24 protein-coding genes and 2 pseudogenes are annotated in these 25,629 nt (G+C 39.5%); 14 read left to right on the forward strand and 12 right to left on the reverse strand.

Going from position 1 to position 25,629, the window contains the following annotated elements:
• Positions 1-304 precede the first annotated feature (304 nt).
• The 10 genes and pseudogenes from rpoD (at position 305) to L656_RS0117530 (ending at position 12,457) form a co-directional block, all read left to right on the forward strand.
• Positions 305-2,155: an RNA polymerase sigma factor RpoD gene (rpoD, locus tag L656_RS0117480; RefSeq protein WP_024600156.1), complete on the forward strand. Its 1,851-nt coding sequence runs from the start codon at positions 305-307 to the stop codon at positions 2,153-2,155.
• A gap of 67 nt (positions 2,156-2,222) precedes the next feature.
• Positions 2,223-3,104 (forward strand): 50S ribosomal protein L11 methyltransferase, encoded by an 882-nt coding sequence (gene prmA, locus L656_RS0117485; protein WP_024600157.1) that lies wholly within the window; start codon positions 2,223-2,225, stop codon positions 3,102-3,104.
• A 281-nt stretch (positions 3,105-3,385) separates the two neighbouring features.
• Entirely contained in the window at positions 3,386-4,357 is a 972-nt protein-coding gene (gene dusB / locus L656_RS0117495) for a tRNA dihydrouridine synthase DusB (RefSeq protein WP_010553368.1), read from the forward strand.
• Between the two features lie 19 nt (positions 4,358-4,376).
• Positions 4,377-4,667: a DNA-binding transcriptional regulator Fis gene (gene fis / locus L656_RS0117500; RefSeq protein ID WP_002957804.1), complete on the forward strand. Its 291-nt coding sequence runs from the start codon at positions 4,377-4,379 to the stop codon at positions 4,665-4,667.
• A 191-nt stretch (positions 4,668-4,858) separates the two neighbouring features.
• Positions 4,859-6,440 (forward strand): annotated as a pseudogene (purH, locus tag L656_RS01000000122405) (bifunctional phosphoribosylaminoimidazolecarboxamide formyltransferase/IMP cyclohydrolase).
• 106 nt (positions 6,441-6,546) lie between these two features.
• The gene (locus tag L656_RS0117510) at positions 6,547-7,368 is read left to right on the forward strand and encodes a class I SAM-dependent methyltransferase (protein ID WP_024600158.1); all 822 of its coding nucleotides are present in this window, start codon (positions 6,547-6,549) and stop codon (positions 7,366-7,368) included.
• A 15-nt stretch (positions 7,369-7,383) separates the two neighbouring features.
• A pseudogene (purD, locus tag L656_RS01000000122410) lies at positions 7,384-8,672 on the forward strand (phosphoribosylamine--glycine ligase).
• 112 nt (positions 8,673-8,784) lie between these two features.
• Positions 8,785-11,325 carry an EAL domain-containing protein gene (locus tag L656_RS0117520; RefSeq protein WP_024600159.1) on the forward strand — a complete coding sequence of 847 codons (2,541 nt, stop codon included), beginning with the start codon at positions 8,785-8,787 and terminating at the stop codon, positions 11,323-11,325.
• Between the two features lie 22 nt (positions 11,326-11,347).
• Positions 11,348-12,157, forward strand: a complete 810-nt coding sequence (locus L656_RS0117525) for a DUF2797 domain-containing protein (RefSeq protein ID WP_024600160.1) — start codon at positions 11,348-11,350, stop codon at positions 12,155-12,157.
• A gap of 6 nt (positions 12,158-12,163) precedes the next feature.
• Complete coding sequence (locus L656_RS0117530) at positions 12,164-12,457, forward strand: hypothetical protein (protein ID WP_024600161.1); 294 nt, start codon at positions 12,164-12,166, stop codon at positions 12,455-12,457.
• A 13-nt stretch (positions 12,458-12,470) separates the two neighbouring features.
• Here the strand turns inward: L656_RS0117530 and L656_RS0117535 are convergent, their stop codons facing one another.
• From L656_RS0117535 to L656_RS0117560, 6 genes are all read right to left on the reverse strand, one after another.
• Positions 12,471-13,388, reverse strand: a complete 918-nt coding sequence (locus L656_RS0117535) for a histone deacetylase family protein (protein ID WP_024600162.1) — start codon at positions 13,386-13,388, stop codon at positions 12,471-12,473.
• A gap of 103 nt (positions 13,389-13,491) precedes the next feature.
• Entirely contained in the window at positions 13,492-15,033 is a 1,542-nt protein-coding gene (locus L656_RS0117540) for a serine hydrolase (protein WP_024600163.1), read from the reverse strand.
• A gap of 7 nt (positions 15,034-15,040) precedes the next feature.
• Positions 15,041-15,544, reverse strand: a complete 504-nt coding sequence (locus L656_RS0117545) for a gamma-glutamylcyclotransferase family protein (protein ID WP_024600164.1) — start codon at positions 15,542-15,544, stop codon at positions 15,041-15,043.
• A gap of 26 nt (positions 15,545-15,570) precedes the next feature.
• The gene (locus tag L656_RS0117550) at positions 15,571-16,197 is read right to left on the reverse strand and encodes a LysE family translocator (RefSeq protein WP_024600165.1); all 627 of its coding nucleotides are present in this window, start codon (positions 16,195-16,197) and stop codon (positions 15,571-15,573) included.
• 11 nt (positions 16,198-16,208) lie between these two features.
• A complete protein-coding gene (locus L656_RS0117555; RefSeq protein WP_024600166.1) occupies positions 16,209-16,982 on the reverse strand; it encodes a hypothetical protein in 774 nt (257 codons plus the stop codon).
• 29 nt (positions 16,983-17,011) lie between these two features.
• Entirely contained in the window at positions 17,012-17,497 is a 486-nt protein-coding gene (locus L656_RS0117560) for a CreA family protein (RefSeq protein WP_024600167.1), read from the reverse strand.
• Between the two features lie 207 nt (positions 17,498-17,704).
• Here L656_RS0117560 and L656_RS0117565 point away from each other — a divergent pair, with 207 nt between their 5' ends.
• A complete protein-coding gene (locus L656_RS0117565; protein ID WP_024590599.1) occupies positions 17,705-18,034 on the forward strand; it encodes a 5-carboxymethyl-2-hydroxymuconate Delta-isomerase in 330 nt (109 codons plus the stop codon).
• Positions 18,035-18,525: 491 nt separating this feature from the next.
• On the opposite strand, the gene L656_RS0117570 is transcribed toward L656_RS0117565, so the two are convergent.
• Both L656_RS0117570 and L656_RS0117575 read right to left on the reverse strand, forming a co-directional pair.
• Entirely contained in the window at positions 18,526-18,927 is a 402-nt protein-coding gene (locus L656_RS0117570) for a hypothetical protein (protein WP_024600168.1), read from the reverse strand.
• A complete protein-coding gene (locus L656_RS0117575; protein WP_024600169.1) occupies positions 18,924-19,448 on the reverse strand; it encodes a hypothetical protein in 525 nt (174 codons plus the stop codon). The genes L656_RS0117570 and L656_RS0117575 overlap by 4 nt, the downstream gene beginning before the upstream one ends.
• 355 nt (positions 19,449-19,803) lie before the next feature.
• Between L656_RS0117575 and L656_RS0117580 the strand changes: the two genes are divergently transcribed.
• Positions 19,804-21,120, forward strand: a complete 1,317-nt coding sequence (locus L656_RS0117580) for a tyrosine-type recombinase/integrase (protein ID WP_024600170.1) — start codon at positions 19,804-19,806, stop codon at positions 21,118-21,120.
• A 138-nt stretch (positions 21,121-21,258) separates the two neighbouring features.
• On the opposite strand, the gene L656_RS0117585 is transcribed toward L656_RS0117580, so the two are convergent.
• From L656_RS0117585 to L656_RS0117600, 4 genes are all read right to left on the reverse strand, one after another.
• Positions 21,259-21,771 (reverse strand): GNAT family N-acetyltransferase, encoded by a 513-nt coding sequence (locus L656_RS0117585; protein WP_024600171.1) that lies wholly within the window; start codon positions 21,769-21,771, stop codon positions 21,259-21,261.
• Positions 21,740-22,051, reverse strand: a complete 312-nt coding sequence (locus L656_RS0117590) for a type II toxin-antitoxin system TacA family antitoxin (protein WP_004588650.1) — start codon at positions 22,049-22,051, stop codon at positions 21,740-21,742. Before L656_RS0117590 ends, L656_RS0117585 begins: the two co-directional genes overlap by 32 nt.
• Before the next feature lie 518 nt (positions 22,052-22,569).
• On the reverse strand, positions 22,570-23,346 hold the full coding sequence (locus L656_RS0117595; RefSeq protein ID WP_241763448.1) for a replication initiator protein A: 777 nt from the start codon (positions 23,344-23,346) through the stop codon (positions 22,570-22,572).
• A gap of 24 nt (positions 23,347-23,370) precedes the next feature.
• A complete protein-coding gene (locus L656_RS0117600) occupies positions 23,371-23,577 on the reverse strand; it encodes a helix-turn-helix transcriptional regulator (RefSeq protein ID WP_024600174.1) in 207 nt (68 codons plus the stop codon).
• A 944-nt stretch (positions 23,578-24,521) separates the two neighbouring features.
• Between L656_RS0117600 and L656_RS0117605 the strand changes: the two genes are divergently transcribed.
• Both L656_RS0117605 and L656_RS0117610 read left to right on the forward strand, forming a co-directional pair.
• The gene (locus tag L656_RS0117605; protein ID WP_024600175.1) at positions 24,522-24,743 is read left to right on the forward strand and encodes a hypothetical protein; all 222 of its coding nucleotides are present in this window, start codon (positions 24,522-24,524) and stop codon (positions 24,741-24,743) included.
• The gene (locus tag L656_RS0117610; RefSeq protein ID WP_024600176.1) at positions 24,736-25,617 is read left to right on the forward strand and encodes a site-specific integrase; all 882 of its coding nucleotides are present in this window, start codon (positions 24,736-24,738) and stop codon (positions 25,615-25,617) included. The genes L656_RS0117605 and L656_RS0117610 overlap by 8 nt, the downstream gene beginning before the upstream one ends.
• Positions 25,618-25,629: the final 12 nt, after the last annotated feature.

Genomic DNA, 25,629 nt, shown 5'->3' on the forward strand with positions numbered 1-25,629 from the left:
TAAATAGGCGATAACGCAGCATAAATGCCAAACACGCGCTGCCCTTTGGGTTCGACCCAAGGGAGGTTTACTCGTTGTTGCTCGGTTTTTACTTAGCCCACTAGGTTACAAACCTCGCGCCGCGATTAAACCACCCTTGGATAGAATAAACTTTAATCCTGAAAGACCAACAGACCCTAGTCAAAATTGATTTAAACTGTTATACTGTGCTATTCACTGCGTCACATTATTCTAGTTGGCTTTAATGCAAACTACATGATGGCGCCTGTTGTATCAACTTATCAGAGTGGAAGAAAAAATCTCTATGGATCCAACTCCTCAGTCACAATTAAAACTTCTGATTCAAAAAGGTAAAGAGCAAGGCTACTTAACTTTTGCAGAAGTAAATGATCACCTTCCACAAGACATTATAGACTCAGATCAAGTAGAAGATATCATAAGCATGATTAATGATATGGGTATTAAGGTTAGCGAAAATGCGCCTGATGCTGATGAATTAATGATGCAAGAAACAACGACAGACGAAGACGCAGCTGAAGCTNCTGCCGCTGCAGCCCTTGCGACTGTAGAAAAAGAAATCGGCCGTACAACGGATCCGGTTCGCATGTACATGCGTGAAATGGGTACTGTTGAACTTCTTACACGTGAAGGCGAAATTGTAATCGCTAAACGTATCGAAGAAGGCATTAACCAAGTACAGATTTCTGTTGCAGAGTACCCTGAAGCAATCACTTACCTGCTAGAGCAGTGGGATAAGTTTGAAGCTGAAGAAATGCGTTTAAGCGATATCATCGTTGGATTTATCGATCCTAATGAAGATACAGCGCCAATTTCAGCAACTAACATCGGTTCAGAATTAAGTGCTAAGCAACTTGATGACGATAAAGATGACAAAGATGATGCTGATAGCGATGACGAAGATGAAGAAGAAGTAGACACAGGGCCAGATCCTGAAGAAGCGCGCATTCATTTTGAAAATTTACGTGATTTATACAATAAAGCACGTGATACGTTTGAAGCTAAAGGTCGTTCGCATCCTGAATCACAAGCCGCCATTTTTGAAATTGGTGAGCTTTTCAGAACCTTTAAATTAATACCTAAACAGTTTGACCGCATGGTAAATAACATGCGTGAAATGATGGATCGTGTTCGCGTTCAAGAACGTCTAATCATGAAACAAGCTGTACAAATTGCTAAATTACCGAAGAAAACATTCGTTAAGCATTTTGCTAACAACGAAACTGACGCTTCATGGGTAGATTTAGAAATTTCAGGTAACGAAAAGTATTCAGCTAAACTTGAAGAAGTTAAGCCAGAAATCATTCGTAGCATTAATAAATTATCTGTTATTGAACAAACAACAGGTTTAAGCATTGAGCGTATTAAAGACATTAACCGTCGAATGAGCATTGGTGAAGCGAAAGCACGCCGTGCGAAAAAAGAAATGGTTGAAGCTAACTTACGTCTTGTAATCTCAATTGCTAAAAAATACACAAACCGTGGCTTACAATTCTTGGATTTAATTCAAGAAGGTAACATTGGTCTGATGAAAGCGGTTGATAAATTTGAATATCGCCGTGGTTATAAGTTCTCTACTTATGCTACATGGTGGATACGTCAAGCAATCACTCGCTCTATTGCTGACCAAGCAAGAACAATCCGTATTCCAGTACATATGATTGAAACGATTAATAAACTTAACCGTATTTCTCGTCAAATGTTACAAGAAATGGGTCGTGAGCCAAATCCAGAAGAATTAGCAGAACGCATGATGATGCCTGAGGATAAAATCCGTAAGGTACTTAAGATTGCTAAAGAGCCAATTTCAATGGAAACACCAATCGGTGATGATGAAGATTCTCACTTAGGTGACTTTATCGAAGATACAACTATTGATTCGCCAATTGATTCGGCAACAATGGAGTCTCTTCGTGGCGCAACTAACGATGTACTTGCAGGCCTAACAGCCCGAGAAGCTAAAGTACTGCGTATGCGTTTTGGTATTGATATGAATACCGACCACACCTTAGAAGAAGTAGGTAAACAGTTTGACGTAACACGTGAACGTATTCGTCAAATAGAAGCGAAAGCGCTGCGTAAATTACGCCACCCTTCTCGCTCAGATTTACTGAAAAGCTTTTTAGACGCTAAATAATTTAGCGCTACTGTATAAACTAAAAAGGCCGCTATAGCGGCCTTTTTTCTATTTGAAGGAAATAATCATGGCTTGGATCCAAATTCGTATTAACGCCAATGCTGCAACAGCAGATGCAGTAAGTGACCTATTAATGGAAGCGGGTAGTGCTTCAGTAACCTTTATTGACGCAAAAGACACCCCTATTTACGAACCCAAAATTGGCACCGTTGTATTCTGGGCTGATACAACAGTAATTGGCTTGTTTGAAGCTAATCACGATATGAATGCAGTTGTTGCGTTATTGAAACGCCATGATGAGCTAAAAGACAATTTAGTATACAAAATAGAGCAACTTGAGGATAAGGACTGGGAACGTGAATGGATGGATAACTTCCACCCGATTCAATTTGGTGAAAGACTATGGATTTGCCCAAGCTGGCGCGATATTCCAGACCCTACTGCGGTAAATGTACTACTTGACCCTGGCCTTGCTTTTGGCACCGGCACACATGCAACAACGGCCTTATGTCTTAAGTGGTTAGAAAGCCAAGACCTAACAGGTAAAACGGTTGTTGATTTTGGTTGTGGCTCAGGCATTTTAGGTATCGCAGCTATAAAACTAGGCGCTGAGCGCATGATTGGGATTGATATTGACCCTCAAGCACTCGAAGCAAGCTTAGATAACGCTAACCGAAATGGTGTTGCAGACAAACTTGAAGTGTACCTGCCAGAAAACCAACCTGAATTTACTGCCGATATAGTAGTTGCTAATATTTTAGCCCAGCCACTTCGCGAATTGCACAGTGTAATTTTAGGCTTATTAAAGCCAGGTGGTAAAATTGCCATGTCGGGCATTTTAGAAGAGCAAGCGCAATCAGTTGCTGACATTTATGCACCGTTTATTGAACTAGATGACATTGCCGTTGAAGGTGATTGGACTCGAGTTAGTGGCACTAAAAAAGCGTAATAAACTGCACAATCAAATTTAGAGCATTAGCTCAAAACCTGCATGTAAAGCCTGTATTTAACAGGCTTTACTATTTTTTTACATATTAAAAGTTTTCTGATTATTATGTAAAAAATAAAACTTGTATGATTTTCAAACAAATCAACCTACTTGTCATGTGGTTATCAAATGTCAATACGAAAAGGGCAAAAAAAAGTTACTTTTGTTCAATTTATAGCCTTTGATTTTTGTGAAAAAAACCGTAAACTTAGCGCCCCTTGAAAAGAGGCCTATTGAATATAGTGCGTATCGGTAAATACCAACTTGAGAATAATGTAATTGTCGCGCCAATGGCTGGCATTACAGACAGACCATTTAGACAACTTTGCCGTCGTTTAGGCGCAGGGCTAGCTGTTTCTGAAATGCTATCGTCTAATCCTAAGGTTTGGAAAACGGAAAAGTCGATGAACCGTATGGATCACAGCGGTGAATCGGGTATACGCGCGGTGCAAATTGCAGGAGCAGATCCTGAGCTTATGGCGCAGGCCGCACAATTCAATGTTGCTAACGGTGCACAGATCATAGATATCAATATGGGGTGCCCAGCAAAAAAAGTGAACAAGAAACTCGCAGGCTCTGCCTTATTACAGTTTCCTGAACTTGTGGAAGAGATTATTGATGCAGTCGTTAATGCTGTTGATATACCTGTGACACTTAAAATCCGTACAGGATGGGATCCGGATAACCGTAATGGTGTAGAGATTGCGAGAATAGCTGAACGTTATGGCATTGCATCACTTGCTGTACATGGGCGTACGCGCGCATGTATGTACAAAGGTGATGCTGAGTACGCCACGATTAGGGATATAAAACGTTCAGTGTCGATTCCTGTTGTTGCCAATGGTGATATTACATCACCAGAAAAAGCAAAACAGGTTTTAGACTATACGGGTGCAGATGCCATTATGATTGGCCGAGCCGCCCAAGGTCGCCCTTGGATATTTAGGGAGATAGACCACTATTTGCGAACTGGGGAACATTTACAGCCGCCTGCTATTGCAGAGGTGCGCAGTATTTTAATGGAGCATTTAACAAACCTCCATCTGTTTTACGGTGAGCCAATGGGAGCGCGAATTGCTCGCAAACATGTATCTTGGTATTTGCAAACCCATGACAGTGATGGTCAGTTTAGGCGAGTATTTAATGCGCTCGACAACCCACAGGCACAGGTCGTCGCATTAGAGCAATACTTTAAAACACTAGCAGCTAACTAAGAAAGAAAGAGACTTAATAATGTTCGAACAAAACGTGACTTCTCCATTTATCACTAACCCTCATGTTCAGTCACACGAGAAACCGCAGCCATTGCGTGATGCAGTAAAAAAAGCTGTTCACCACTATTTAAAGCAGCTTAACGGTCAAGATGTGCAAGACGTTTACGACCTTGTTCTTTCAGAGCTAGAAGCGCCATTACTTGAAGAAGTGATGACATATACACGTGGTAACCAAACTCGTGCAGCAATTTTACTAGGTATCAACCGTGGTACTTTACGTAAAAAGCTTAAAAAATACGGCATGAACTAATATGCTGGCTGTGATTTACCACAGCTAATTATTAAAAAAGCACCCTAGGGTGCTTTTTTTATGCCCGTAATTTAATAGCCGAGTTGCAAAATGCTCACCCTCATTAGCGCTTTATAAGTCGTTTTTTGAGTTGTAATCAGTTAAAATGCCCGCTTCTAAGCTAGCTCATTAACTGAGGAAATCAAACTACAATGGATACTCATCGTCCCATTCGTCGCGCACTATTAAGTGTGTCTGATAAAACCGGTATTGTTGAATTTGCCCGTGCACTTGAAGCGCAAGGCGTTGATATATTATCAACTGGCGGCACATGTAAACTACTTGCTGATAATGGCATAAAAGTGACTGAAGTATCAGATCACACAGGCCACCCTGAAATCATGGATGGTCGTGTAAAAACACTTCACCCAAAAATTCACGGCGGCATATTAGCCCGTCGCGGACAAGATGAAAGCGTAATGGCAGATAACAACATTTCTGCTATCGACATAGTTGTAGTTAACTTATACCCCTTTGCGAATACAGTCGCTCAAGAAAACTGCAGCCTTGAAGATGCCATTGAAAATATTGATATTGGCGGCCCNGGTTCGTGCTGCCGCTAAAAACCACAAAGACGTAACAATCGTGGTAAACGCGAGCGACTACGACCGTGTTATTAGCGAAATGCAAAACAACAATGGTTCAACAACGTACAAAACACGTTTTGATTTAGCGATTGCCGCTTACGAGCATACTGCACAATACGATGGCATGATTGCTAACTACTTCGGTAAAATGGTTCCTGATTACACCGAGGAAGCTGCTGTAGAGACTAAATTCCCACGTACTATCAATATGCAGTTCACTAAAAAGCAAGATATGCGCTACGGTGAAAACTCACATCAAGATGCTGCTTTTTATGTTGAAAGCGACATTGCTGAAGCATCAGTTGCAACAGCAACTCAATTGCAAGGTAAGGCCCTTTCGTTTAACAACATTGCAGATACCGATGCAGCACTTGAATGTGTTAAAGAATTTGACGTACCTGCGTGCGTAATTGTAAAGCACGCTAACCCGTGTGGTGTTTCAATTGGGGGCAACATCCTTGAAGCATACGAGCGCGCTTTTAAAACAGACCCTACATCAGCATTTGGTGGCATTATTGCCTTTAACCGAGAGCTAGATGCAGCAACTGCACAAGCAATTGTTGACCGTCAGTTTGTTGAAGTAATTATTGCACCTAGTATTTCGGGCGACGCTGCAAAAATTGTTGAAGCTAAAAAGAACGTTCGTTTATTAGAATGTGGACAGTGGACAGGTAAAGCCGCTGGCCAAGATATTAAACGCGTTAATGGCGGTATTTTAGTTCAAGACCGCGATTTAGGCATGGTAACGCAAGGCGACTTAAAAGTTGTTTCTAAACGTCAACCTACAGAGCAAGAACTTAAAGATTTACTATTTTGCTGGAAAGTAGCTAAGTTTGTTAAATCAAACGCGATTGTTTATGCCCGTGACGGTATGACCATTGGTGTAGGTGCTGGCCAAATGAGCCGCGTATACTCAGCTAAAATTGCAGGCATAAAAGCAGCAGATGAAAACCTTGAAGTTAAAGGTTCAGTTATGGCGTCTGATGCGTTCTTCCCATTCCGTGATGGAATTGACGCTGCAGCAACCGCTGGCATTACTGCGGTAATTCAGCCTGGTGGCTCAATGCGTGATGAAGAAGTGATTGCAGCTGCTGATGAAGCTGGCATGGCAATGGTGCTTACTGGTATGCGCCATTTCCGCCACTAATCACACAAAGGGTTAAACGTTGGTTTAACCCTTTTTGTTTGCTATAAATTCACGTATTCTGATTATTCAATAACCTATTTAAAATTATAATGTGAAGGAACAAACAATGAAATTTGCGCTAAAATCGCTACTTGTAGCCACACTAACGATGACATCGACTATGGCGCTTAGCCATAACCACGAATCGAGCCTAGAGCATGCACTTCAATCAAGCGAACGTAGCGCTAAAAACAGCGTTCGTGACGAATATCGTCACCCGGCTCAAACACTGGCATTTTTTGGCTTTAAACCAACTATGACAGTTGTTGAAATTGCGCCAGGCGGTGGTTGGTATAGTGAAATTTTAGCGCCAGCACTAAAGGAGCAAGGCACTTATTATGCCGCGCATTTTCCTGCTGATTCATCAGTTGGCTACTACCAACGCTCTCTTGCAGGCTTTGAACAAAAAGTAGCTGAAGATAAGCGCTTTAGTAGCGTTAAAATTACTGAGTTTGCACCTGTAACACATTTAGATATTGCGCCAGCTGGCAGTGCCGATATGGTTTTAACATTCCGTAATGTGCATAACTGGTACATGGGTAAAGATAAAAGCGGTGCATTAAGTGCATTCCAAGCTTTTTACAAAGCCCTTAAACCAGGTGGTACATTAGGTTTAGTTGAACACCGTTTAGCTGAAGAACGTGCTGACGAAGATCAAAAAACATCAGGTTATATGAAGCAGAGCTACGTAGTAGACCTTGCTAAACAAGCTGGGTTTGAATTAGTGGCAAGCAGTGAAATAAATGCAAACCCAAAAGATACAGCCGATCACCCTAAAGGTGTATGGACGCTACCACCAAGCTTAAGACTCGGCGAACAAGATGCTGACAAATACAAAGCCATTGGTGAAAGCGACCGCATGACGCTGAAATTTAAGAAACCGCTTTAAATAGGAATTTTCGCCATGAATGTTTTAGTCATTGGCAGCGGCGGCCGCGAACACGCACTTGCGTTTAAAGCCGCTCAAAACACCAAAGTAAATACTGTATTTGTAGCCCCTGGTAATGCAGGTACTGCACTTGAACCAAAACTTGAAAACGTAGCAATAAACGTTGACGACTTAGAGGGTTTACTTAGTTTTGCACAGCAAAATAAGGTAGAGCTTACTATTGTAGGTCCAGAAATACCGTTAGTACTGGGTGTTGTTGATAAGTTTCGTGAACATAACATGGCTATTTTTGGCCCAACGGCAGGCGCAGCCCAGCTTGAAGGCTCTAAATCGTTTACTAAAGATTTTTTAGCACGCCACAATATTCCATCAGGCGATTATCAAACGTTTGAACAGATTGACCCTGCCCTTGCTTATTTAAAAGAAAAAGGCGCGCCAATTGTTATAAAAGCAGATGGTTTAGCTGCAGGTAAAGGCGTAATTGTAGCAATGACGGAAGCNAAGCCGATGCCGAAGATGCTATTCGCGATATGCTTGCGGGTAATGCTTTTGGCGATGCGGGAAGTCGTGTTGTTATCGAAGAGTTTTTAGACGGTGAAGAAGCGTCTTTCATTGTAATGGTTGATGGCAAAAACGTATTACCATTTGCTACCAGTCAGGACCATAAACGCGCTTACAATGGCGATGCTGGTCCTAACACGGGTGGCATGGGTGCATACTCACCTGCGCCAGTTGTTACTGATGAAATCCACCAGCGTATTATGAACGAAGTGATCACCCCTACGGTAGAAGGCATGGCAAGCGAAGGCCATCCGTACACCGGCTTTTTATACGCAGGTTTGATGATTGACGAAACAGGTACCCCTAAAGTAATTGAGTACAACTGTCGCTTTGGCGACCCTGAGACTCAACCAATGATGCTACGTTTACAATCAGACCTAGTTGAATTGATTGAAGCTGCTAACCGTGTAGAACTTGATAAAACAACGATTAAGTTTGACCCACGCGCAGCCGTTGGTGTTGTACTTGCAGCTAAAGGTTACCCTGGTGATTATCCTAAAGGTGACGCAATTTCGGGGCTACAAGTTGATTACCCTGCGGGTGAAAAAGTGTTTCATGCGGGTACTAAGCAAAGTGGCAATGACGTTGTAACCGCAGGCGGTCGCGTATTATGCGCAACAGCACTTGGTAATACCGTTACGCAAGCGCAGCAGCGCGCCTATGAGCTTGTTAAACAAATTAGCTGGGATGGTATGGAATATCGTACTGATATTGCTTACCGTGCTATTGCACGCGAGCAATAGCTTGTAATACCTATTCATTGGTATAACCAATTAATTTAACTAAAAAAGCGCAGTTTCCCTGCGCTTTTTTAGTGCTACACTAATTAAAAGGTTTTTTGAAAGTACACAAACGTTGGAACTAAGAACTTTACGTTATCATGCAATTGCTGTTGCCATACTGATCTTTATATTTTTTATAATCAGTACATTGGCATCAAACCTTGTCGTGCCTACACGATATACAATTGATAAAACGGCTCCAATGTACCTCGATTACGCCTACTACATTGACGAAACTAAAACTAAAACATTCGATACCATTATTAACCAACCTGAATTACTTACTCATCAACCATTTTCAGATGTTCCATGGAGTTTTAGCCAGCAAAACTATTGGTTGTTTCTTGATTTAGAAAATAAAAGCCTTAACAAGCAAAATGTTGTGGCACATTTTGACAACCCTATGGTCGATCACCTTACGGTTTATCGCCTCGACAAAAATAACAAACTAATTGAAACATACAAACTCGGCGATAAGGAAGAAGCCCTCTCTTTGTTTGAATACAGCGTACCGCATATTCGTTTTTTAGTAGAAAGAAAGTCGTCACAGCGCCTAGTAATGAAAATAGACACAATCGGCATAAGTAAAACACCTGTAAACTTATACCGTGATAAAGAGTTTATTGACTTAGTGCGCTCTCAAACTGGGATCTGGGGTATTTTTGTAGGCGTGCTATTGATGGCTGCGCTTTATAACTTGGTGCTTTATTTTGGCATAAAAGACCGTGTTTATTTAATTTATATTGGCTACATCGTCAGCGCTATTACGCTAATGGGGGCTGTATTAGGTTTTGGTTTTTATATATGGCCTAATCACTGGCAGCTCCTTATAAACGAACAAGTCGTATTTAGTAATTATGGTGTCGCTTTTTTCACCCTTTCTTTTTGCATCATGTTTTTGCGCTACCATAAGGATAAATGCTGGCGCTACAAAATGAGCATCGCCCTACTTTGGCTTATGTTTATTCTTGCTGTATGTAGCTTGTTTATTCCCGAGAACATAGCGGCTCCTATATTTTTTGGTGTGATGGCACTACTTTATATTACCTGTATTATTTTAATATATAACAAGTTACGTAGTGGTTTTAGGTGGGCTAAGTTTTATGTTTTTTCATGGATACCACTAATAATTGGTGCGGTAATTCAACCTATGGAACTTACTGGAGTTTTACCGTATACCTTTACAACTCGCCATGCCTTTTTAGTTGCGATTCTGTGTGAAGTTATTTTAATGGCAATGGCATTAGCAGACCGAGTAAGGTATCAGCGAGAGCGTGCGCTTTACCATGCCACGCACACACAACAAACAAGGTTACTTAATAGCTCTAAGCTAAAACAAGCATTTATGGCACTACAAAGTCAAAACCGCTCAACAACTTTATGCCTAATAAAAATACGTCACTTTAATTCGCTCAATACTATTATTACCTCTTCTCAGGGCTACACACTCATAAAGCATGTAGCCAAAGAGCTTGAATTAGAACTAAGCCATGAACGCGAATTTACAAACCTCGAAACAGATTTAAATACCAGCCCACGCTTAGCCGATTTGAGTAGTGGCGTATTTGCCTGTATTTCTACTAAAACACAAAACCAAGAAATGCTAGAAACATTATTAACAAAAATAATCAGTAGCCTGCCAAAACAATATGAAATTAAAGGACTAAACCTGCAGCTTAGCTACAGCATAGGTATTAGTAGTGCAGGTAAAAGTAACGATTTTGAATATTGGTTAAAACGTGGTTATTTAGCGCTTAAAAAAGCAAAAAGTAGCGCTAATCAAGTTGGGTCATCGTCAAACACAAATAACCTGATGATGGATGTTGCTTTAGCTGCTAAGTTGCAAAAAGCCATCCAAACCAATCAACTAGCGCTTTACTATCAACCTCAAATTAATTTATTCAGTAACCAAGTAAGTGGCGCAGAAGCTTTATTACGTTGGCCCGATCCAACTTACAGCAACTTATCAATTGAAGAATTAATAATACTTGCTGAGCACACAGGTATTATTAACGAGCTAACACTGTGGGTAATAGAGCAAGCCTGTAAAGACATAGTCAAGCTTATAAAAAATGGTTATATCGAGCACACAATTAGCGTAAATTTAAGTGCTAAAAATCTAACTATAAATAACTTAGCCGAAAAAGTAGAAAACATTTTAATTAAATACCAAGTGCCGGCACAGTTACTTAAATTTGAACTTACCGAATCCGCATTCGTAGATAGCCAAGATGCGCTTATAAAGCTAGTTGATGAGTTAACAGCATTAGGCATTAAAGTGGTACTGGATGACTTTGGAACTGGCTACGCGTCACTTAGCTACTTAGTTAATTATCACTTTAGTGAACTTAAAATAGATAAGTCATTTGTTTTTGATTTACCTAATAACCCAACTCACCAAGTTATTGTACAAACAGCCATTGATATGGCGCATAACCTTAATTTATCAATAACAATTGAGGGGGTAGAAACCCAAGAAATTCATCACTTACTCAAAGATATGAACGCTGACTACGCCCAAGGTTATTTATATGCAAAAGCACTGCCTTACACCGACTATTTACACTTCTTAAAAAGCCAATATAGCTTAAAAATGTTAGACTCCTCTTTTTAACATCTTTAGGGGCCAAGTAAAGATGCAAGGCACACTGCGTAAACTAAAATCGAGCTTAACCGAACCAGTACAATATCACTTACCAGTAGGTGAGCACTTAGTAGACTTAAATGCATTTATAGGTAAGGAGCTTACGCTTACCTTTAGTGGCACTATTTTATGTTCTAACTGCGGTAAAAAAACCAAAAAAAGCTATTCTCAAGGTCACTGCTTTGTATGTATGCGCAAGCTTGCTAGTTGCGATATGTGTATTATGAAACCAGAAACCTGCCACTATGACCAAGGTACTTGCCGAGAGCCAGAATGGGGCGAAGCAAACTGCATGATCCCACACTATGTATATCTCGCTAACACCTCTGGGTTAAAAGTAGGTATTACCCGCCACACACAAATACCGACTCGTTGGGTTGATCAAGGCGCAACTCAAGCATTGCCTATTTTTAAAGTGCAAACTCGCCTGCAATCAGGTTTAGTGGAAGTTGCATTGGCTGAATTTATTGCCGACAAAACTAATTGGCGCAATATGTTAAAAGGTCAAAACGAAGCAATTGACTTAAAAGCAGCTGCAGCCGAACTGATCCCACAAATTAGTGAGAAGCTAAATGAGCTAAGTGAATTATTTGGTGCAACAGCAATAGAACAACTTGATGAAGATGTGGTTGATTTAGACTTCCCAGTAACCGAGTATCCTACAAAAATCAGCTCATTTAACTTTGACAAAGACCCTGTAGTAAGTGGTATTTTACAAGGTATTAAAGGCCAATACTTAATTTTTGAAAAAGGCGTTATTAATATTCGTAAATTTACATCTTACGAAGTAACAGTAGGCTAACGAGCTATGTTAAACAGCTACCCACAGTTATTGGTTATTTATAATGAGCTTGAGATAGCCCATAACCAACAAGAGCAACAAGAATGCTTACACAGCGTTACGCAAAGTGAGCTAAGCGATGTGCGAGTACTTAATAAGCAAGGTGACTTCCTTAATTTACAAGGCACTGCTTGCCCTAAATTGAATGGCGAGCAGCTAGCACAGCTTGTTACAGCTTACTTATTAAATGAAGGGCAATGCTGCCTTGGTAAAATCAAAACCCTAAGTGCGGCGCAGGCGTTTGATTTACTAGGGTTATAAACTCCCTTTTTATTTAAAGTTCAGTAAGTACTTTTATATGCGCTACAGCACTGCGACCTAAAGCTGATAGCGCATAGCCCCCCTCTAAATACGAAATAACCCCTTTGCAACCGCCCTCTTTAGCAACACCACATAGTTGCTCGGTAAGCCAAATGTAGTCATCCTCTACAAACTTTAAGCTTGCCATATCATCTTCTAGATGAGCATCAAACCCTGCACTTATAAAAAGTAATTCAGGCTTAAACGCTTTTAATTTTGGTAACCATTGCCCAGTAAACACCTCTTTTAGGTCGTCGCCATTGCTAGCAATTGGCAGAGGTGAATTAACAATATGACTATTATTTTTAACCGCTGTATTAGGATAAAACGGATACTGAAATAACGAACAAAGCAGTACGTTTTCGTCATCAATAAAAATGTCTTGTGTGCCATTACCGTGGTGTACATCAAAGTCAGCAATCGCAATACGTTTAACTCCTTTGCTTTGGGCGTACTTAACAGCAATGGCTAAGTTATTAAATACACAAAATCCGGATGACGAATCTTTATTAGCATGATGCCCTGGCGGGCGCACAGAACAAAAAGCGGCATCGAGTTTATCAGCAAGTATTTCATCAACAGCTAAAACCCCCGCACCTACTGCACGCTCAATCGCTTTAAACGAATCTGGGCATAGCCAAGTATCGCCATCTAAATTAGCAAGCCCTTCGGTTGGTATCGTGGCTTCTACGTGTTTAACTAAAGATTCATCGTGAGCAAGTAAATAATGCTCACGCTCGGCTTTAGGGGCTTGAAGGTGGGTTAAGCCAACATCTACACCGCTGGCTAATAATCTGTCGGTAATTGCATCTAAGCGCTCTGGACACTCAGGATGGTCGTCTATCATTTTATGCTTACGGCAATGAGGATGAGAAATAACAGCGGTACGCATAAAAAGTCCCTTACAAGGTGTAAAAACTTAATATAACAAAGCCACCGACGGGTGGCTTTGCGACTTTGGTTTATATCAACATTTTAAATATCAAAGCTATTAGCTACTTTGCTTTTAAATGCAGGTTTCTAAAATCAAAGCTAAAGTCGGTAACCGCTGTTGATACTGCACGCATTTTAGCGCTATTTACACGGTTTTGTGAGCTCATTTCAAAACGAATAAACGCATCCGCTTCAAGTAGCTTTTCATCCCACTTAACAATAAATGTATTACCAGTGTAATGCTCAAGTGTGCCTTTTAAGCGCTTGGTATGCGTAAAATCAATATGCAATTTACTATCAAGTTGCTCAATAATCACATCGCCATACCAATCATCATGTAATGTACCGGTGTAATTAATGTTTGGTAATTGCGGTTGGTAGTCAGCCGGTGCTTCTGGTTTTGCATTAGCGTACGCGCGTTGTTTGCCTTCAAAATGACTTTTAGCTAAATCCTCTACCCAGTCTTTATCTTCAAGCTCAAGCGCATCTTCAAGAACTTCATGGGTTACCGCCGAAAGCGCACCAAAAGCTTGTTGATTAGATAAAATTACAATACCGAGCCTTTTCTCCGGTAATAAAGTAACTTGCGATACCATTCCTAAAATACCACCACCGTGACCTAGCTTTTTAAAGCCGTGATAGTCTTCAATGCTCCAACCTAACCCATAACCTCTAAACTGCTGATGATACGATTCAAACGCGCTTTTAGACGCCATAGACGTAATATGTGGGTGCCACATTTGCGCTTGTTGCTTTTCGCTAAATAGCTGCTTGCCGTTTGGCATTTTACCGCCTGCTAATTGCGTACGAAGCCACTGGCTCATGTCGCTTACACTTGAAGCAATTGCACCTGCACCTCTAAAATCTTCTAGGTAGTTCACAAAAAATGGATGAAGCGTGCCATCCATAGGAATATGACCGGTTGCCCAGTTTTTATTACTTTTTGGAATACGCGAAAATCCCGCACGCGAGTTGTCCATGTGTAGCGGCTGCAATATGTTTTTTTCGATATAATCGTTCCAGCTGATACCCGACACACGTGCAACCACCTCACCAGCGGTAACAAACATCAAGTTGTTATAAGCATACTTACTACGAAAACTGCTCGCTGGTTTTAAATACTGTAATCCCGCTAAAATTTCATCAACTGACTTATCGGTACTTGGCCAAATCATTAAATCGCCCTGCCCAAGCCCTAGCCCACTGCGGTGGCTTAATAAATCACGAATACGCATTTCGCGTGTTACGTATGAGTCGTATAATCTAAATTCTGGTAAATGATCAATGACGCGGTCATCCCAGCTTAATTTACCTTCATCAACCAACTTTGCCAGTGCCGCAGTAGTGAATGCTTTGGTGTTTGAAGCAATACCAAATAAAGTGTCTTTGTTTACTTTTTTGTTGGTATCGAGATTAGTTACACCAAAGCCTTTAGCAAATATCACTTTATCGTTTTCAACAATGGCGACTGCCATACCGGGTACGTCAAAACGTGCCATTGAGGCTTTAATAACATCGTCAATTTTGTTGGTATCAACTTGTGCCCAGCTACTAAACGTAGTGCCCGCTAATAGTGCAATTGCGGCAAGTTTGGTTAATTTCATATCAATCCTATTTTATTATTTTTTGATGAACTGCAAATTCAATTGCTGCGCGTTCTTGATTGGTATCGCTTTTTTGTGCGCGATTTAATATCGCATCACTGTATTCTTTTGGTACGCCCGCTTCAAGTGATCCGCGATGAACGTGTTTTATGTACCAATCGTATGGGAGTACGTCGCTGTCGTGGGTATTAGCTATATAACAATGTGCAGTTACACTCTCACCCGTTAAAAGCGTTGGGGCTATATCTACGCAGTCGTAACCTACGCCCTCAATACTATCTAAAATAACTTTTTCATCTTCATTAAGCTCATAAATAACGCCGTAAACCAGCGCGTCTTCTTTATCGCTTGGGCAAATACTGCACTTGCCTGAGCCATCTTTAAATAGCATATCAAAAGTTAGCTCATAACCTTTAAGTACCGCTGTTCCTACACGCTTTACATTCGGTAAGCGCGCTAGCAAACGATTAGATGACATATTAGAGCCAAACGAAAAATTATATAACGGCATTTTACCTCCTACACTTTTTAAATAAGTTAAATAACAACACGTACTGCAAGGGCAATTAAAATAACGCCAATTCCACGGTCAAACCAATAACCGCGTTGTTGGAAAAAAAACCTTACATTATTTCTAGAAAGTATCATTGAAAGCATTGAAAACCACGCCCACGTAGCCAATGCCATGTATACGCCGTAGCCGACCTGTATACTAGTAGGTGTGGTTGGGCTAATCACGAGTGTAAATAACGACATAAAAAATAACGTGGCTTTTGGGTTTAATGCATTTGTGAAAAAGCCGCGCCTAAAAGCAAGCCAAACAGGTTCTTCGACTACCGTTTTTATTTCTACATTGTCTTGATTACTTGTTGGTGGTTTTGCCGCTCTAAGCGCCTGCACACCTAAATAAGCTAAATAGGCACCAGCCACATATTTAAGCGCCATAAATAAGCTAGGTGACTGCGTTAAAATAAGCGCAACACCTAAAACACAATAGGCAATGTGCAATAAAATAGCAGCGCCAACACCGGCACTTGTCCAGAGTGCATTGCGTCTACCTTGTTGCACACTCTGTTTGAGTACAACAGCAAAGTCAGGCCCAGGGCTTGCTACTGCAAAAAAATGAGCAATAACAATCAGTAAAAATTCATCTAAGTATTCCACGCAGGTCCTTGCTAGTTTGGCGAATAAGCTAATAACAGCGGGTTAGCCGAGTTACTTACCAATGCTTTAATTTCTTTTTGTGCTTTTTTAAACTGACCACGTAAATGCGGCTTTAAGTGTTTTTTAGACACCTTATCGTTTTTAAAGTAACTAATCAGGGCATGCATAAATACCGTATGCGTTTCACTTAACTTAGCTTCACGGTTAGCGTATGGGTTATAGCAAGAGCCACAACCGCCTTTAAACTGATACACAGTGTTGCTCATCATCACGCCAAACCCTAAAAAACAGGCAAGTGCATCTGCAGCTTGTGGTAAATACTCCCTACCACCTGGCGGTAGCACCCCAACGTGATGAATAAGTATGGTCGCCAATGTACCCGCATAACTTGCCACTAAATCTTGTGGCTGATTAATCTGATTAGGATTAAAGGAGATACTGACCTTATGGCTTGGCGGCACAATTAAATGGCTGCCTTTGCCACGTATTTCATCACTAAATTCAAAGTGCGGAAAAACTTGCGGTTGTAACTGCTGAGGTGCAACTAATTGAATAGGCCATGCATTCATACCCGCGTAATTAGTAACGCGGGTAAAGACATTACTCGCCATTTCCTCAATGCTCGATACCGAATCGGGGAAAAACGAGGCCGTTGGCAGTATTATTTGAGTGTGCTTTGTAAAAAATTCAGCATCAAAGTTTTCTACAGCCCAAATAAATGTATCAATAAGCCATTGCTGCTCTTGATCTTCCAATAAAGGTGCCGATTTAAATAAAGCTAACATAAGGTGCTCTTATAAGTTTTAGTGCTAGTTTAGTTTTTTTGTGTAAGCGCCCAATCCCACGCTTGAGTATTGTATAGCGGCACTGTTGATAGTGCATGGTGGTGGCTACCACTGGATTCTTTAGTTGAATACGATAAATACAATAAGGTACGGTTTTCAGCATCGTAAATTCGGCGCACTTTTAGTGATTTAAATAATATACTTTTAGATGATTTAAATATCACCTCACCTGATTTACTGCGGTCTATTTTTTGTAGTTGCTGCGCTGTAATAGGCCCCGTTTGACGACACGCTATAGACATATCTGACGGGTCAGAAAAGTCCAAATTAGCCTCTATATGACTAATATGACAAGTAACGCCTTCGAGGATTGGATCTTGCTGCGAATTAACTACAACATCTTTAGTTGTAAATAACCCAAGACTTACCGACGCAACATCATCAGAGCAAGCACTTAATGCAACAACCGCACCTGCAAGTAAAACTAAACGTTTAAATTTTTGTGGTAATTTCATACTTATCCTTAATTAATATATAAGTAACTTAGCACCTACGTTACTAAGCGAAGGTTCACCTGTATGTTTTTATACTAACATCAAAAATAAATACGACTAAATTAGTTTAAAGTAAAGATTTTAGATAGCTCAGGGTTTAGCGAACCCTGTTGTATTTGATACAATTAACTCTCGCTCATGCAGTAACTCATAATAGGAAACGCCTAAATGCCGCACATTATTATTGAACACTCAGAAGACCTCCCTGTATTACCACAAGTTCTCGTAGAAAAAATTCACAATACCGCCTTTGAAAGCGATTTATTTGAGTTAGAAACCATAAAAACGCGCGCTATTGCTTATCAGCAATATCAACTAGGCGCAGGAAAATCTGGGTTTATACATATTGCGGTACATATATTAGCGGGACGCTCAATTGAGCAAAAGCAAATGCTAAGCGAACTGCTACTTTCGTGCTTAAAAACATATTGCAGAGCATCAGACAGCCTAAGTGTAAATATTTACGATATTGAGCATGAAATATACCGTAAAAATTAGTTAACTCTTGTAGTTTTGAGCAATAGAAGTAAGCACTAATAACAAAAAAGCCCCAATAGGGGCTTTTTTGTATTAAATACTTGCTCACAGCTGTTTATAAAAAACTTCTGATGAGTTACGAACGCCAGTAGATAACATTACTAATAAATAAAAAGAATGCTCAAAACACACTGTGAAAGAACAAGGTCGCTTAGAGCAACCTATGACAGTGCCTGGTAGGGAAATTAACTATTTGCAACGCTATGATACTGACAGAGGCCATAAATGTTCACTTTCAAAAGCATCTAATCGCGTTCTGCTCTTTACTAACAGCACTCATAGACTTAGATATAGTTACGCATAAGGAAGGATGACTGAGCTACAAAATTAGGACTTAGCAGATCGCTAGCTCTTAAAATTTTACCACAAGAGCTAGACTACTTTAGAGCTGAAATTACCGAAACCTGTTTAAAGTAATTATCAACATCAAATTACTTTTGAGATAACTCTATTTATCTACCGGATCTCTCTGATACTAATTTTTGTAACCAATAACCATCATGCTTTTCAAAAATATTAAGCCCTTCTTTGGTCTTGACTAAAACATTATTACCAACAGTAGTATAATAAAGTGGGTTTGGATCAATCGATATTAATGCATGTACAATTCCTATCAAATCATCCGAAAGGTGCTTTTCTAAAACGCTAACATCTTTGATACCAATAGTTATGTAGTCATATAGCTGTTTAGCAGTTATCTCAGACTTTAATTTATGCACAGAGGCATCTGCGACCCCCACACAATTTGTATAAAAATCCAATCCAAGCATAGTTTGTTTGTTTTCACATAACGATAAGTCTGAAAATTGTGCAAAACATGTGCTGGGTAGTAATAAAATTAATAATTTTTTCATCGGTCCACCTGATAACGCTCTTCAATATTCCAACTTCTCCAATCGGCAAATAATTTTTCAAACTGTTTTGGGGTTTGAGCAAAGCCATCTTCGATCGCTTGAATATCCCACATAGTTTTAATCTGAATACCAGTACTTAATGCATTTAAAACAGCAGCTGTTTTAAATGCTGGTATACCTGTCTTCACCTCAAGAGCCTCACCGGCAGCGTCTGCGGTAGCTTCGGCCATAAAAGCAGTTTTAGATAAATCTGAGGTTGGATCTGCAGCAGATAATATTTTAGGTATGGCCTTTTCAGCTATTAACTTAGTTAAATCTTTATACAGAGCGGTTTTTATTAGGTTACATCGCTGACGACTGTTAACAATGAAGCTATATTGCCGTTTAGATAATTTTGCGCCTGATAGCATATCAGCGCTTGTTGCAATCGCAACACACCCCATGACAGTTGTTGTATCTGCGTTTCTAATTTTTTCGCGCAAAACACCGATATTTCGTTCGATCATAATTTTATTTGACATAACGTTCCCTCGTTCAGTAAAAATAAAAGGGTACATCAATTTTTTATTACTTTCCACATTTGAATTATTTTATCTTTTTCCATTTAAAAAAAGGAGCACAGAGTAATTTCGGTTAGTAGATATTTACTTGGAAAGTTTGTAAAAGTGGTGGCCCCTCCCAGACTCGAACTGGGGACCTAACGATTATGAGTTGCAAAACAAGGACTTACTACGAGTTACTTTTTGATATAACTATTTACTAATTTTCATAGCTATATCATAGGGTTATTGAATAAAACCTACCTCTGATGCATAAATCATTATGTATTTCAAAACGTTAAATTTTACGTTCAAAGTAGCACAGAGGTAGCACGATATGTCAGACACCAAATTTCGCTTCACAGAATTATCGCTTGAAAAGATAGAACCAAACGGTAAACGCACTCGCTATTATGACAATCTATTGTCAGGACTCATTTTAGATGTGAGCGTAGCAGGTAAGAAGTCATTTAGAGTTTATAAAAAGATACCAGGAAGAGAAACCCCTATTAATGTCACCCTTGGGTACTTTCCATCAATTACACTTGATGATGCAAGGCGAATGGCTAAAAAAGTAATGGCAGATATTGCTGAGGGTATAAACCCAAACGATCTTAAGCGCCAATTTAGAGCCGCTTCTATTACTCTGAAAGAAGCCTTTGAGTCATATATTAAATCTAGAGATCTTAAGCCTATAACTGAAAGAGGTTATAAGCAAAAAATGGACTGCTATCTACCAGATTGGCATAACAAGCGCCTAGCCGATATTAATCAAACCATGATTTTGAAGCGCCAGCGAGAAATAACCTCAAGAAGCCCTGCTCAGGCAAATTATACCATGCGCCTAATGCGTGCTTTATTTAACTTTGCTAAAGCTGAATACAAGTCTTCAGAAGGTCGCTCATTATTTCCAGAAAACCCTGTAGATGCACTTTCTGAAAAACGAAGCTGGAATAATGTAAAGCGTAAAACAACAAGACTGCGTCGTTCACAACTAAAACCATTCATAGACGCATTATATGAAGTTAGAAATGAAGCTGCTAAATATCGTCAAAATAGTCGTGTCGGCTTTTGTGATTATCTGGAGTTTTTAACCTTTTCAGGCCTGAGAAGGTCTGAGCTACTGCAACTTCCATGGTCACAAGTACACCTTGAAGATAGGATATTCATTTTAGAGGATACAAAAAATGGCTTGGACGTAGAGTTCCCCATTACAGATCGATTAGCTGAGATATTTAATCGACGAAAAGAATACAAAGTATCTGACTATGTGTTTGGTACAAATAGTAAAAAAGGCTATCTGACTGATCCTAAAAAAACGTTAAAACATGTATGCCAAATTGCAGGAGTAAAAATCACTTCACATGATTTACGCCGCACATTTACATCAATGGCTGAGAGTAGCGGAGTGTCGGGATACCTCCTGAAACGCCTTCTAAACCATATTACAGACAAAAGTGATGTAACTGCAGGCTATTTAATCTTAACCGCTGAGGAGCTTAAAGAGCCAGCAGAAAAAATAACAGAAACGATAGCCAAATATGCGGGGCTTATCAGCCCCAGTTACAACTTGGGATTAACAGATATTAAGCTGCAGCTAGAGAGTTTAAGCAAGGAGCAAAAAATAGAATTAGTAAGTACGTTATTAAGATGATGCCTGCGAACTGCTCTGCTTGAATTATAATTTGCAGCTTCATAAAAGCTGCAAATAGATATTAAATTACTTTCTAGATACCTGCTTAATTTAGCAACTATCGATACGAGTACGTAAACTAAATCTAATAATTTTCAACTAAATTAAGTCAGCACTGTTCAAAAGCAACTCACTATCTTTCATCGTAAGAAACAACCTATAAGGCTCGTCAGGAAAAGCAATGAATCCATATTTCTCATAAAACTCTTTTGCTTTATCATCTTTAGCATCTACAACTAGCATGGGGGTAGGGACTGAAAGAGAGGCAATATAAGAATTGCGGATAGCGTCTATCAACAGAAACTCACCATGGCCTTGCCCTTGATGCTGAATGTCTATTGCGAGCCTGCCTAAAAGAGAGCAATTTAAATTGCCTTTTGGAAGCTTCTTGACCATTTCCGGAGGTAAAGATGATTGGTCAATACTCATCATAGCTAAGGTATAAAAGCCGATGATTTTTGAAGGTACTTTTCCATCTGAAAGAACAAATGTTCTTGCAAGATGTTTTTTTTCGTGTTGGCCTGAGATTGTTTTCAGGTAATTATTTAGCGGTTGAACACCGCAGTCAAATGACTTTTTATCATGTTCGGTGGTAATTTTCTCTATTTTCATTATTCTTACGAGCCTTATATTTCATGGCTGCTTGTAAGAGCTTATCATTAACATTCGCAGGTTTGTCTAACGCTTCAAATAATGCGTTTGCATTTGCTTCACTCAGCTGTAATACATTCGTATAATTCACAACTCGCTGAGCCTCTGAAATAGCTACATTAGTCAAAAAACTATTAAGACTTGTTGCACCAGATAATAATGCTGCTCTTTCCAGCAACTCTCTATTTTCTATTGTAACTCGAGCAGTAATACGCTCGGTCGCCATATTTTGAGTTTTCATATTTGATCCTCTATTCCCCTCCAGAATTAAATTCTTAGAGAGTGGCCTTATAAAGGCCTAGTTCCAAAAATCTTATCGAGCTTCCTTTGTTTATAAAATAGGACAGCTGCAACTAAGTTCGATTGGGCCAATAACAAGTAATTAAAACTTTACTTGTATTCTTACATTATAAAGTGATTCCACCTTGCAGTCAATAGCGGTGCCATTTTGGCACCAAGCTTAAATTTTCATTTTGACTGACCAACTTTAAAAATCGAATGTTATAATGCATCTGACTTATCAGAATTAAGCGGTATAAATTTAGGGGTTATAATATCAGAACTATAAAATACGTTTATTTATATATTTAAAATACGTTTCGCTATCCCACCCGTTTAAAACTTAAAATATAAATTAAATACAAACCTTTAAAAGGGAAATGAAATTCAAAAGTACGACTCATAAAAACTAAAAGTACGACAGTTTTCATCAGAAGTACGATACTATTCAAGATCAAAAGTACGATACTAACCTGAGCTTTATTCTTTTCGTAAACGTTCAATTTCAAACTTTGCAAGTTGTCTTCTGCCACTTTCATTATCGCGAAAAATGAGTACGTTATCGCTCTCAACCCTAAGTCTATAATCTAAAATTTTTTTAAGTTTTTGGATACGGTTCTTTAAGGCTGGTAGCGGTAGCTTAATACCAATTCTTTCACGGAGATTATCTAGTTTGATAACCTGCATAGAAGGTCTACCACATCGCTTCCGACATACTTCATAAAGCCTACGCTCAAATGGTTTGGATAATTGAAAGTAATCTTCATGTAATGTTAAAACATCATTATCATCAATCGCCTCAATGAGCCAATCGGACAATATTACTTGCCAGCAACTTAAACCACTATCTTCGATTAACTTAAAACCTTCGATGAGACCCATACTTTCCAAAAATCTTCGACCATTAAATTTATAATCGGTAGTTATTAATGTTCCTGCGAGTCGGTATAGAGCCTTTTCCACAAGCTTGTACTCTTTACCTGATGTTCCTCTTCCTGTGGCTTTTAGGAGATCATAAGTATTGAAGCAAACCGTGTTACTAAGCTCTAACTTAGCGTTTTTTGCAGCCATTATGTGGCTCAAGCAATAAATGAGTATTTCTTTATCTTTGATGGTTGCTCGACCTAAAACGCTTGGTACAATTTTTATAGATACGCCTTTATATGAAAAATCCAACGCACCTTTAGACTTTCCATCTAATGCAAAAACAGGCCACACCATTGAAAACATATCTGACTTTAAGCTCACATGTGTCATTGAGCAATTCATGTAGACCGTCACTTAGAAGCGAGGCTGTGATTCTAACCACTCATGAAAATCAGAAACTGGAAACAAAACCCGACGACCTATTTTTATATACGGCGGTAAAGGGTATCTGTCACAATTTTGTTTATTAATTGCTATCTGATTAAACAGAGACTGTTTACTTATGCAAAGAAGATCTGCCGCCTCTTGAGTGCGATAAAAAATTACTTTTTTGTTATTCATTAATATTTCCTCAAATAAATCAAATGCAATAAATTAATACTTATTGCTAACACTTCTTACTTGAAGCAATACTAATAAATTTAAGAATTAATGACTCTCAAAAAGGGGGGGGGTCAATTTTTCGATGCTTTTTTTAAAATAGTAAAAGATGGTAATGCAAAGTAAGTCTGATGATCTACAGATAGATGCAAGTAAGGGTCTTAGAAGGAAATTAGCACTTTATTGAATAATATAAGGCTAAATTTTTGCTCAAAACAGGGGGCTTAAAGTTTGGCATGCCAAACTCAAGCTAAAAATTTAATGAAAACTGTAGGTGATTGGCAAGTTTAAATCATGCTCCCAATTGGTATGAAAAAGGTGTTCATGCTCCTGACTTCAAAACAGTTAAAGCATTAGCTCATATTTTAGAAGTGCCTACTGCATTTTTGTATTGCATAGAAGATGAACTCGCAGAAAAAATTTTATATTTCTGTAGCAAGTAGGTATTAAGTTTGGCATGCCAAACTTCCCTCCACTGTAATTCAAACCATTTCAAAATGAGGCATCATGAGCAATTCGCCTCCTTTTTACTGGGCTTTGCCCAGACCCCGCTATGTAGAAGCCTAAAATCGGCTTACACATAGCGGGGTCTGGGGATATAAGGCGTTATACGCATACTTTTATTTGCAGATTGAAATGGTTTGAAAAAGTGCTAATCTAGAAGCTAGTTTAGCTCTTAACGAGCAAAGAAAAATACAGGCGCTGTTCAGCTGCCTTCAAAACGTAGTAACGAGGTTTACAAGTTTCACTTCACTGTGAAAATCATATTGATGCTTTTACGTATCAAAAATAATTAATGGCGAGATCAGTCCGAGCCAAACGATATGCGTTGAACAGGGGCGAATAGGTGTTAGCCGCTGAGCTTTAATAGCCAGTCTATCTTACAAATCCCCTGGAGAGTTACTATGTCTTTTAATGCTAAGGCTGAAGCATTGCGCCTGAAAAACGAAAAAAAGCTAATCAGTAAAAAACGATTCAAGCCATCAAAGCTCGATATTCATAAACACAAACTGCTAGCGCTTCATAAAGAAGCAACAAGCATTGCTTGTTTGCAACGATGGCTTTTGCGTAAAGGAGTGAGAACACACTGGAGTACTATAAAACGATGGATTGATAAAAATGCCTAAGTTCGCAAAGCCTGAAGCGCAAGCCCAGAAGCTAGCTAAAAACTTATACAAGCACAAAATTATTAAATCGCTTGGCACTGCTCGTAATTATAAAACTGCACTTATAAAAATTGCTAGATGGTCAAAGGATATTGGCATTAATGGTGTGCAAGGCATGAGCATTCAAGATGCTTATAAATATCTTGATTACCGCAGTGAGTTTGCAGGCCAAAAAACACTGGATATGGAACGGCAAGCAATTCAAGCTATGTTTAAACTCAACGGCAAACTTGGGCCTAAAGAAACACTGACTGTAATAAAATCCGAAAAAGAGATAATCGAAAAGTCTCGCGCCTACACTCCTGCTCAAGCTCATGCAATTAGTGAACACCAAACTAGAAAATATAATTTATCTACACAAATAGCCTACGCAGCAGGGTTAAGAGCCCATGAACTTTTAACGATTGCCAGAGTATCAGAGCGAAAAGCAGATAGCCGTCCAGCACTAGACAGTAAATGGCTTGGTCGAGAAGGTTGTATTTATACAGTGAAAGGCAAAGGTGGCCTAATCCGTGATGTACTAATACCTAACGCACTGGCTACACAGCTAGAACAAAGGCGCTTAGAACAGCCTATTACCATTCGTGACAGGGAAATTAACTACTTGCAACGTTATGATATTGGCGGTGGTCATAAATGGTCATGCTCATTCTCAAAAGCATCTAGTCGTACACTATTTTTTTCTAATGGCGGTCATGGCCTCAGGCATAGCTACGCACAAGAGAGAATGGTTGAGCTTAAAGGTTTGGGGCTTAGTAGGCAAATAGCTCTTGAAACAGTTTCGCAAGAGCTGGGTCACTTCAGAGCTGAGATTACAGAGGTTTATTTAAAGTAAGGAGCAGGACGA

This window comes from Pseudoalteromonas sp. TAE56, from assembly GCF_000497955.1.
Lineage (GTDB): Bacteria > Pseudomonadota > Gammaproteobacteria > Enterobacterales > Alteromonadaceae > Pseudoalteromonas.

What these genes read in the sequence shown, in the direction of transcription:
- L656_RS0117555 (WP_024600166.1), bottom strand. Translation starts at nt 16,982, where the DNA reads ATGTTAGCTTTATTTAAATCGGCACCTTTATTGGAAGATCAAGAGCAG.
- L656_RS0117525 (WP_024600160.1), top strand. Translation starts at nt 11,348, where the DNA reads ATGCAAGGCACACTGCGTAAACTAAAATCGAGCTTAACCGAACCAGTA.
- L656_RS0117565 (WP_024590599.1), top strand. Translation starts at nt 17,705, where the DNA reads ATGCCGCACATTATTATTGAACACTCAGAAGACCTCCCTGTATTACCA.
- L656_RS0117595 (WP_241763448.1), bottom strand. Translation starts at nt 23,346, where the DNA reads ATGACACATGTGAGCTTAAAGTCAGATATGTTTTCAATGGTGTGGCCT.
- L656_RS0117610 (WP_024600176.1), top strand. Translation starts at nt 24,736, where the DNA reads ATGCCTAAGTTCGCAAAGCCTGAAGCGCAAGCCCAGAAGCTAGCTAAA.
- L656_RS0117600 (WP_024600174.1), bottom strand. Translation starts at nt 23,577, where the DNA reads ATGAATAACAAAAAAGTAATTTTTTATCGCACTCAAGAGGCGGCAGAT.
- L656_RS0117570 (WP_024600168.1), bottom strand. Translation starts at nt 18,927, where the DNA reads ATGAAAAAATTATTAATTTTATTACTACCCAGCACATGTTTTGCACAA.
- prmA (WP_024600157.1), top strand. Translation starts at nt 2,223, where the DNA reads ATGGCTTGGATCCAAATTCGTATTAACGCCAATGCTGCAACAGCAGAT.
- L656_RS0117580 (WP_024600170.1), top strand. Translation starts at nt 19,804, where the DNA reads ATGTCAGACACCAAATTTCGCTTCACAGAATTATCGCTTGAAAAGATA.
- L656_RS0117585 (WP_024600171.1), bottom strand. Translation starts at nt 21,771, where the DNA reads ATGAAAATAGAGAAAATTACCACCGAACATGATAAAAAGTCATTTGAC.
- L656_RS0117605 (WP_024600175.1), top strand. Translation starts at nt 24,522, where the DNA reads ATGTCTTTTAATGCTAAGGCTGAAGCATTGCGCCTGAAAAACGAAAAA.
- L656_RS0117530 (WP_024600161.1), top strand. Translation starts at nt 12,164, where the DNA reads ATGTTAAACAGCTACCCACAGTTATTGGTTATTTATAATGAGCTTGAG.
- L656_RS0117535 (WP_024600162.1), bottom strand. Translation starts at nt 13,388, where the DNA reads ATGCGTACCGCTGTTATTTCTCATCCTCATTGCCGTAAGCATAAAATG.
- L656_RS0117560 (WP_024600167.1), bottom strand. Translation starts at nt 17,497, where the DNA reads ATGAAATTACCACAAAAATTTAAACGTTTAGTTTTACTTGCAGGTGCG.
- L656_RS0117575 (WP_024600169.1), bottom strand. Translation starts at nt 19,448, where the DNA reads ATGTCAAATAAAATTATGATCGAACGAAATATCGGTGTTTTGCGCGAA.
- fis (WP_002957804.1), top strand. Translation starts at nt 4,377, where the DNA reads ATGTTCGAACAAAACGTGACTTCTCCATTTATCACTAACCCTCATGTT.
- L656_RS0117540 (WP_024600163.1), bottom strand. Translation starts at nt 15,033, where the DNA reads ATGAAATTAACCAAACTTGCCGCAATTGCACTATTAGCGGGCACTACG.
- L656_RS0117590 (WP_004588650.1), bottom strand. Translation starts at nt 22,051, where the DNA reads ATGAAAACTCAAAATATGGCGACCGAGCGTATTACTGCTCGAGTTACA.
- L656_RS0117510 (WP_024600158.1), top strand. Translation starts at nt 6,547, where the DNA reads ATGAAATTTGCGCTAAAATCGCTACTTGTAGCCACACTAACGATGACA.
- L656_RS0117545 (WP_024600164.1), bottom strand. Translation starts at nt 15,544, where the DNA reads ATGCCGTTATATAATTTTTCGTTTGGCTCTAATATGTCATCTAATCGT.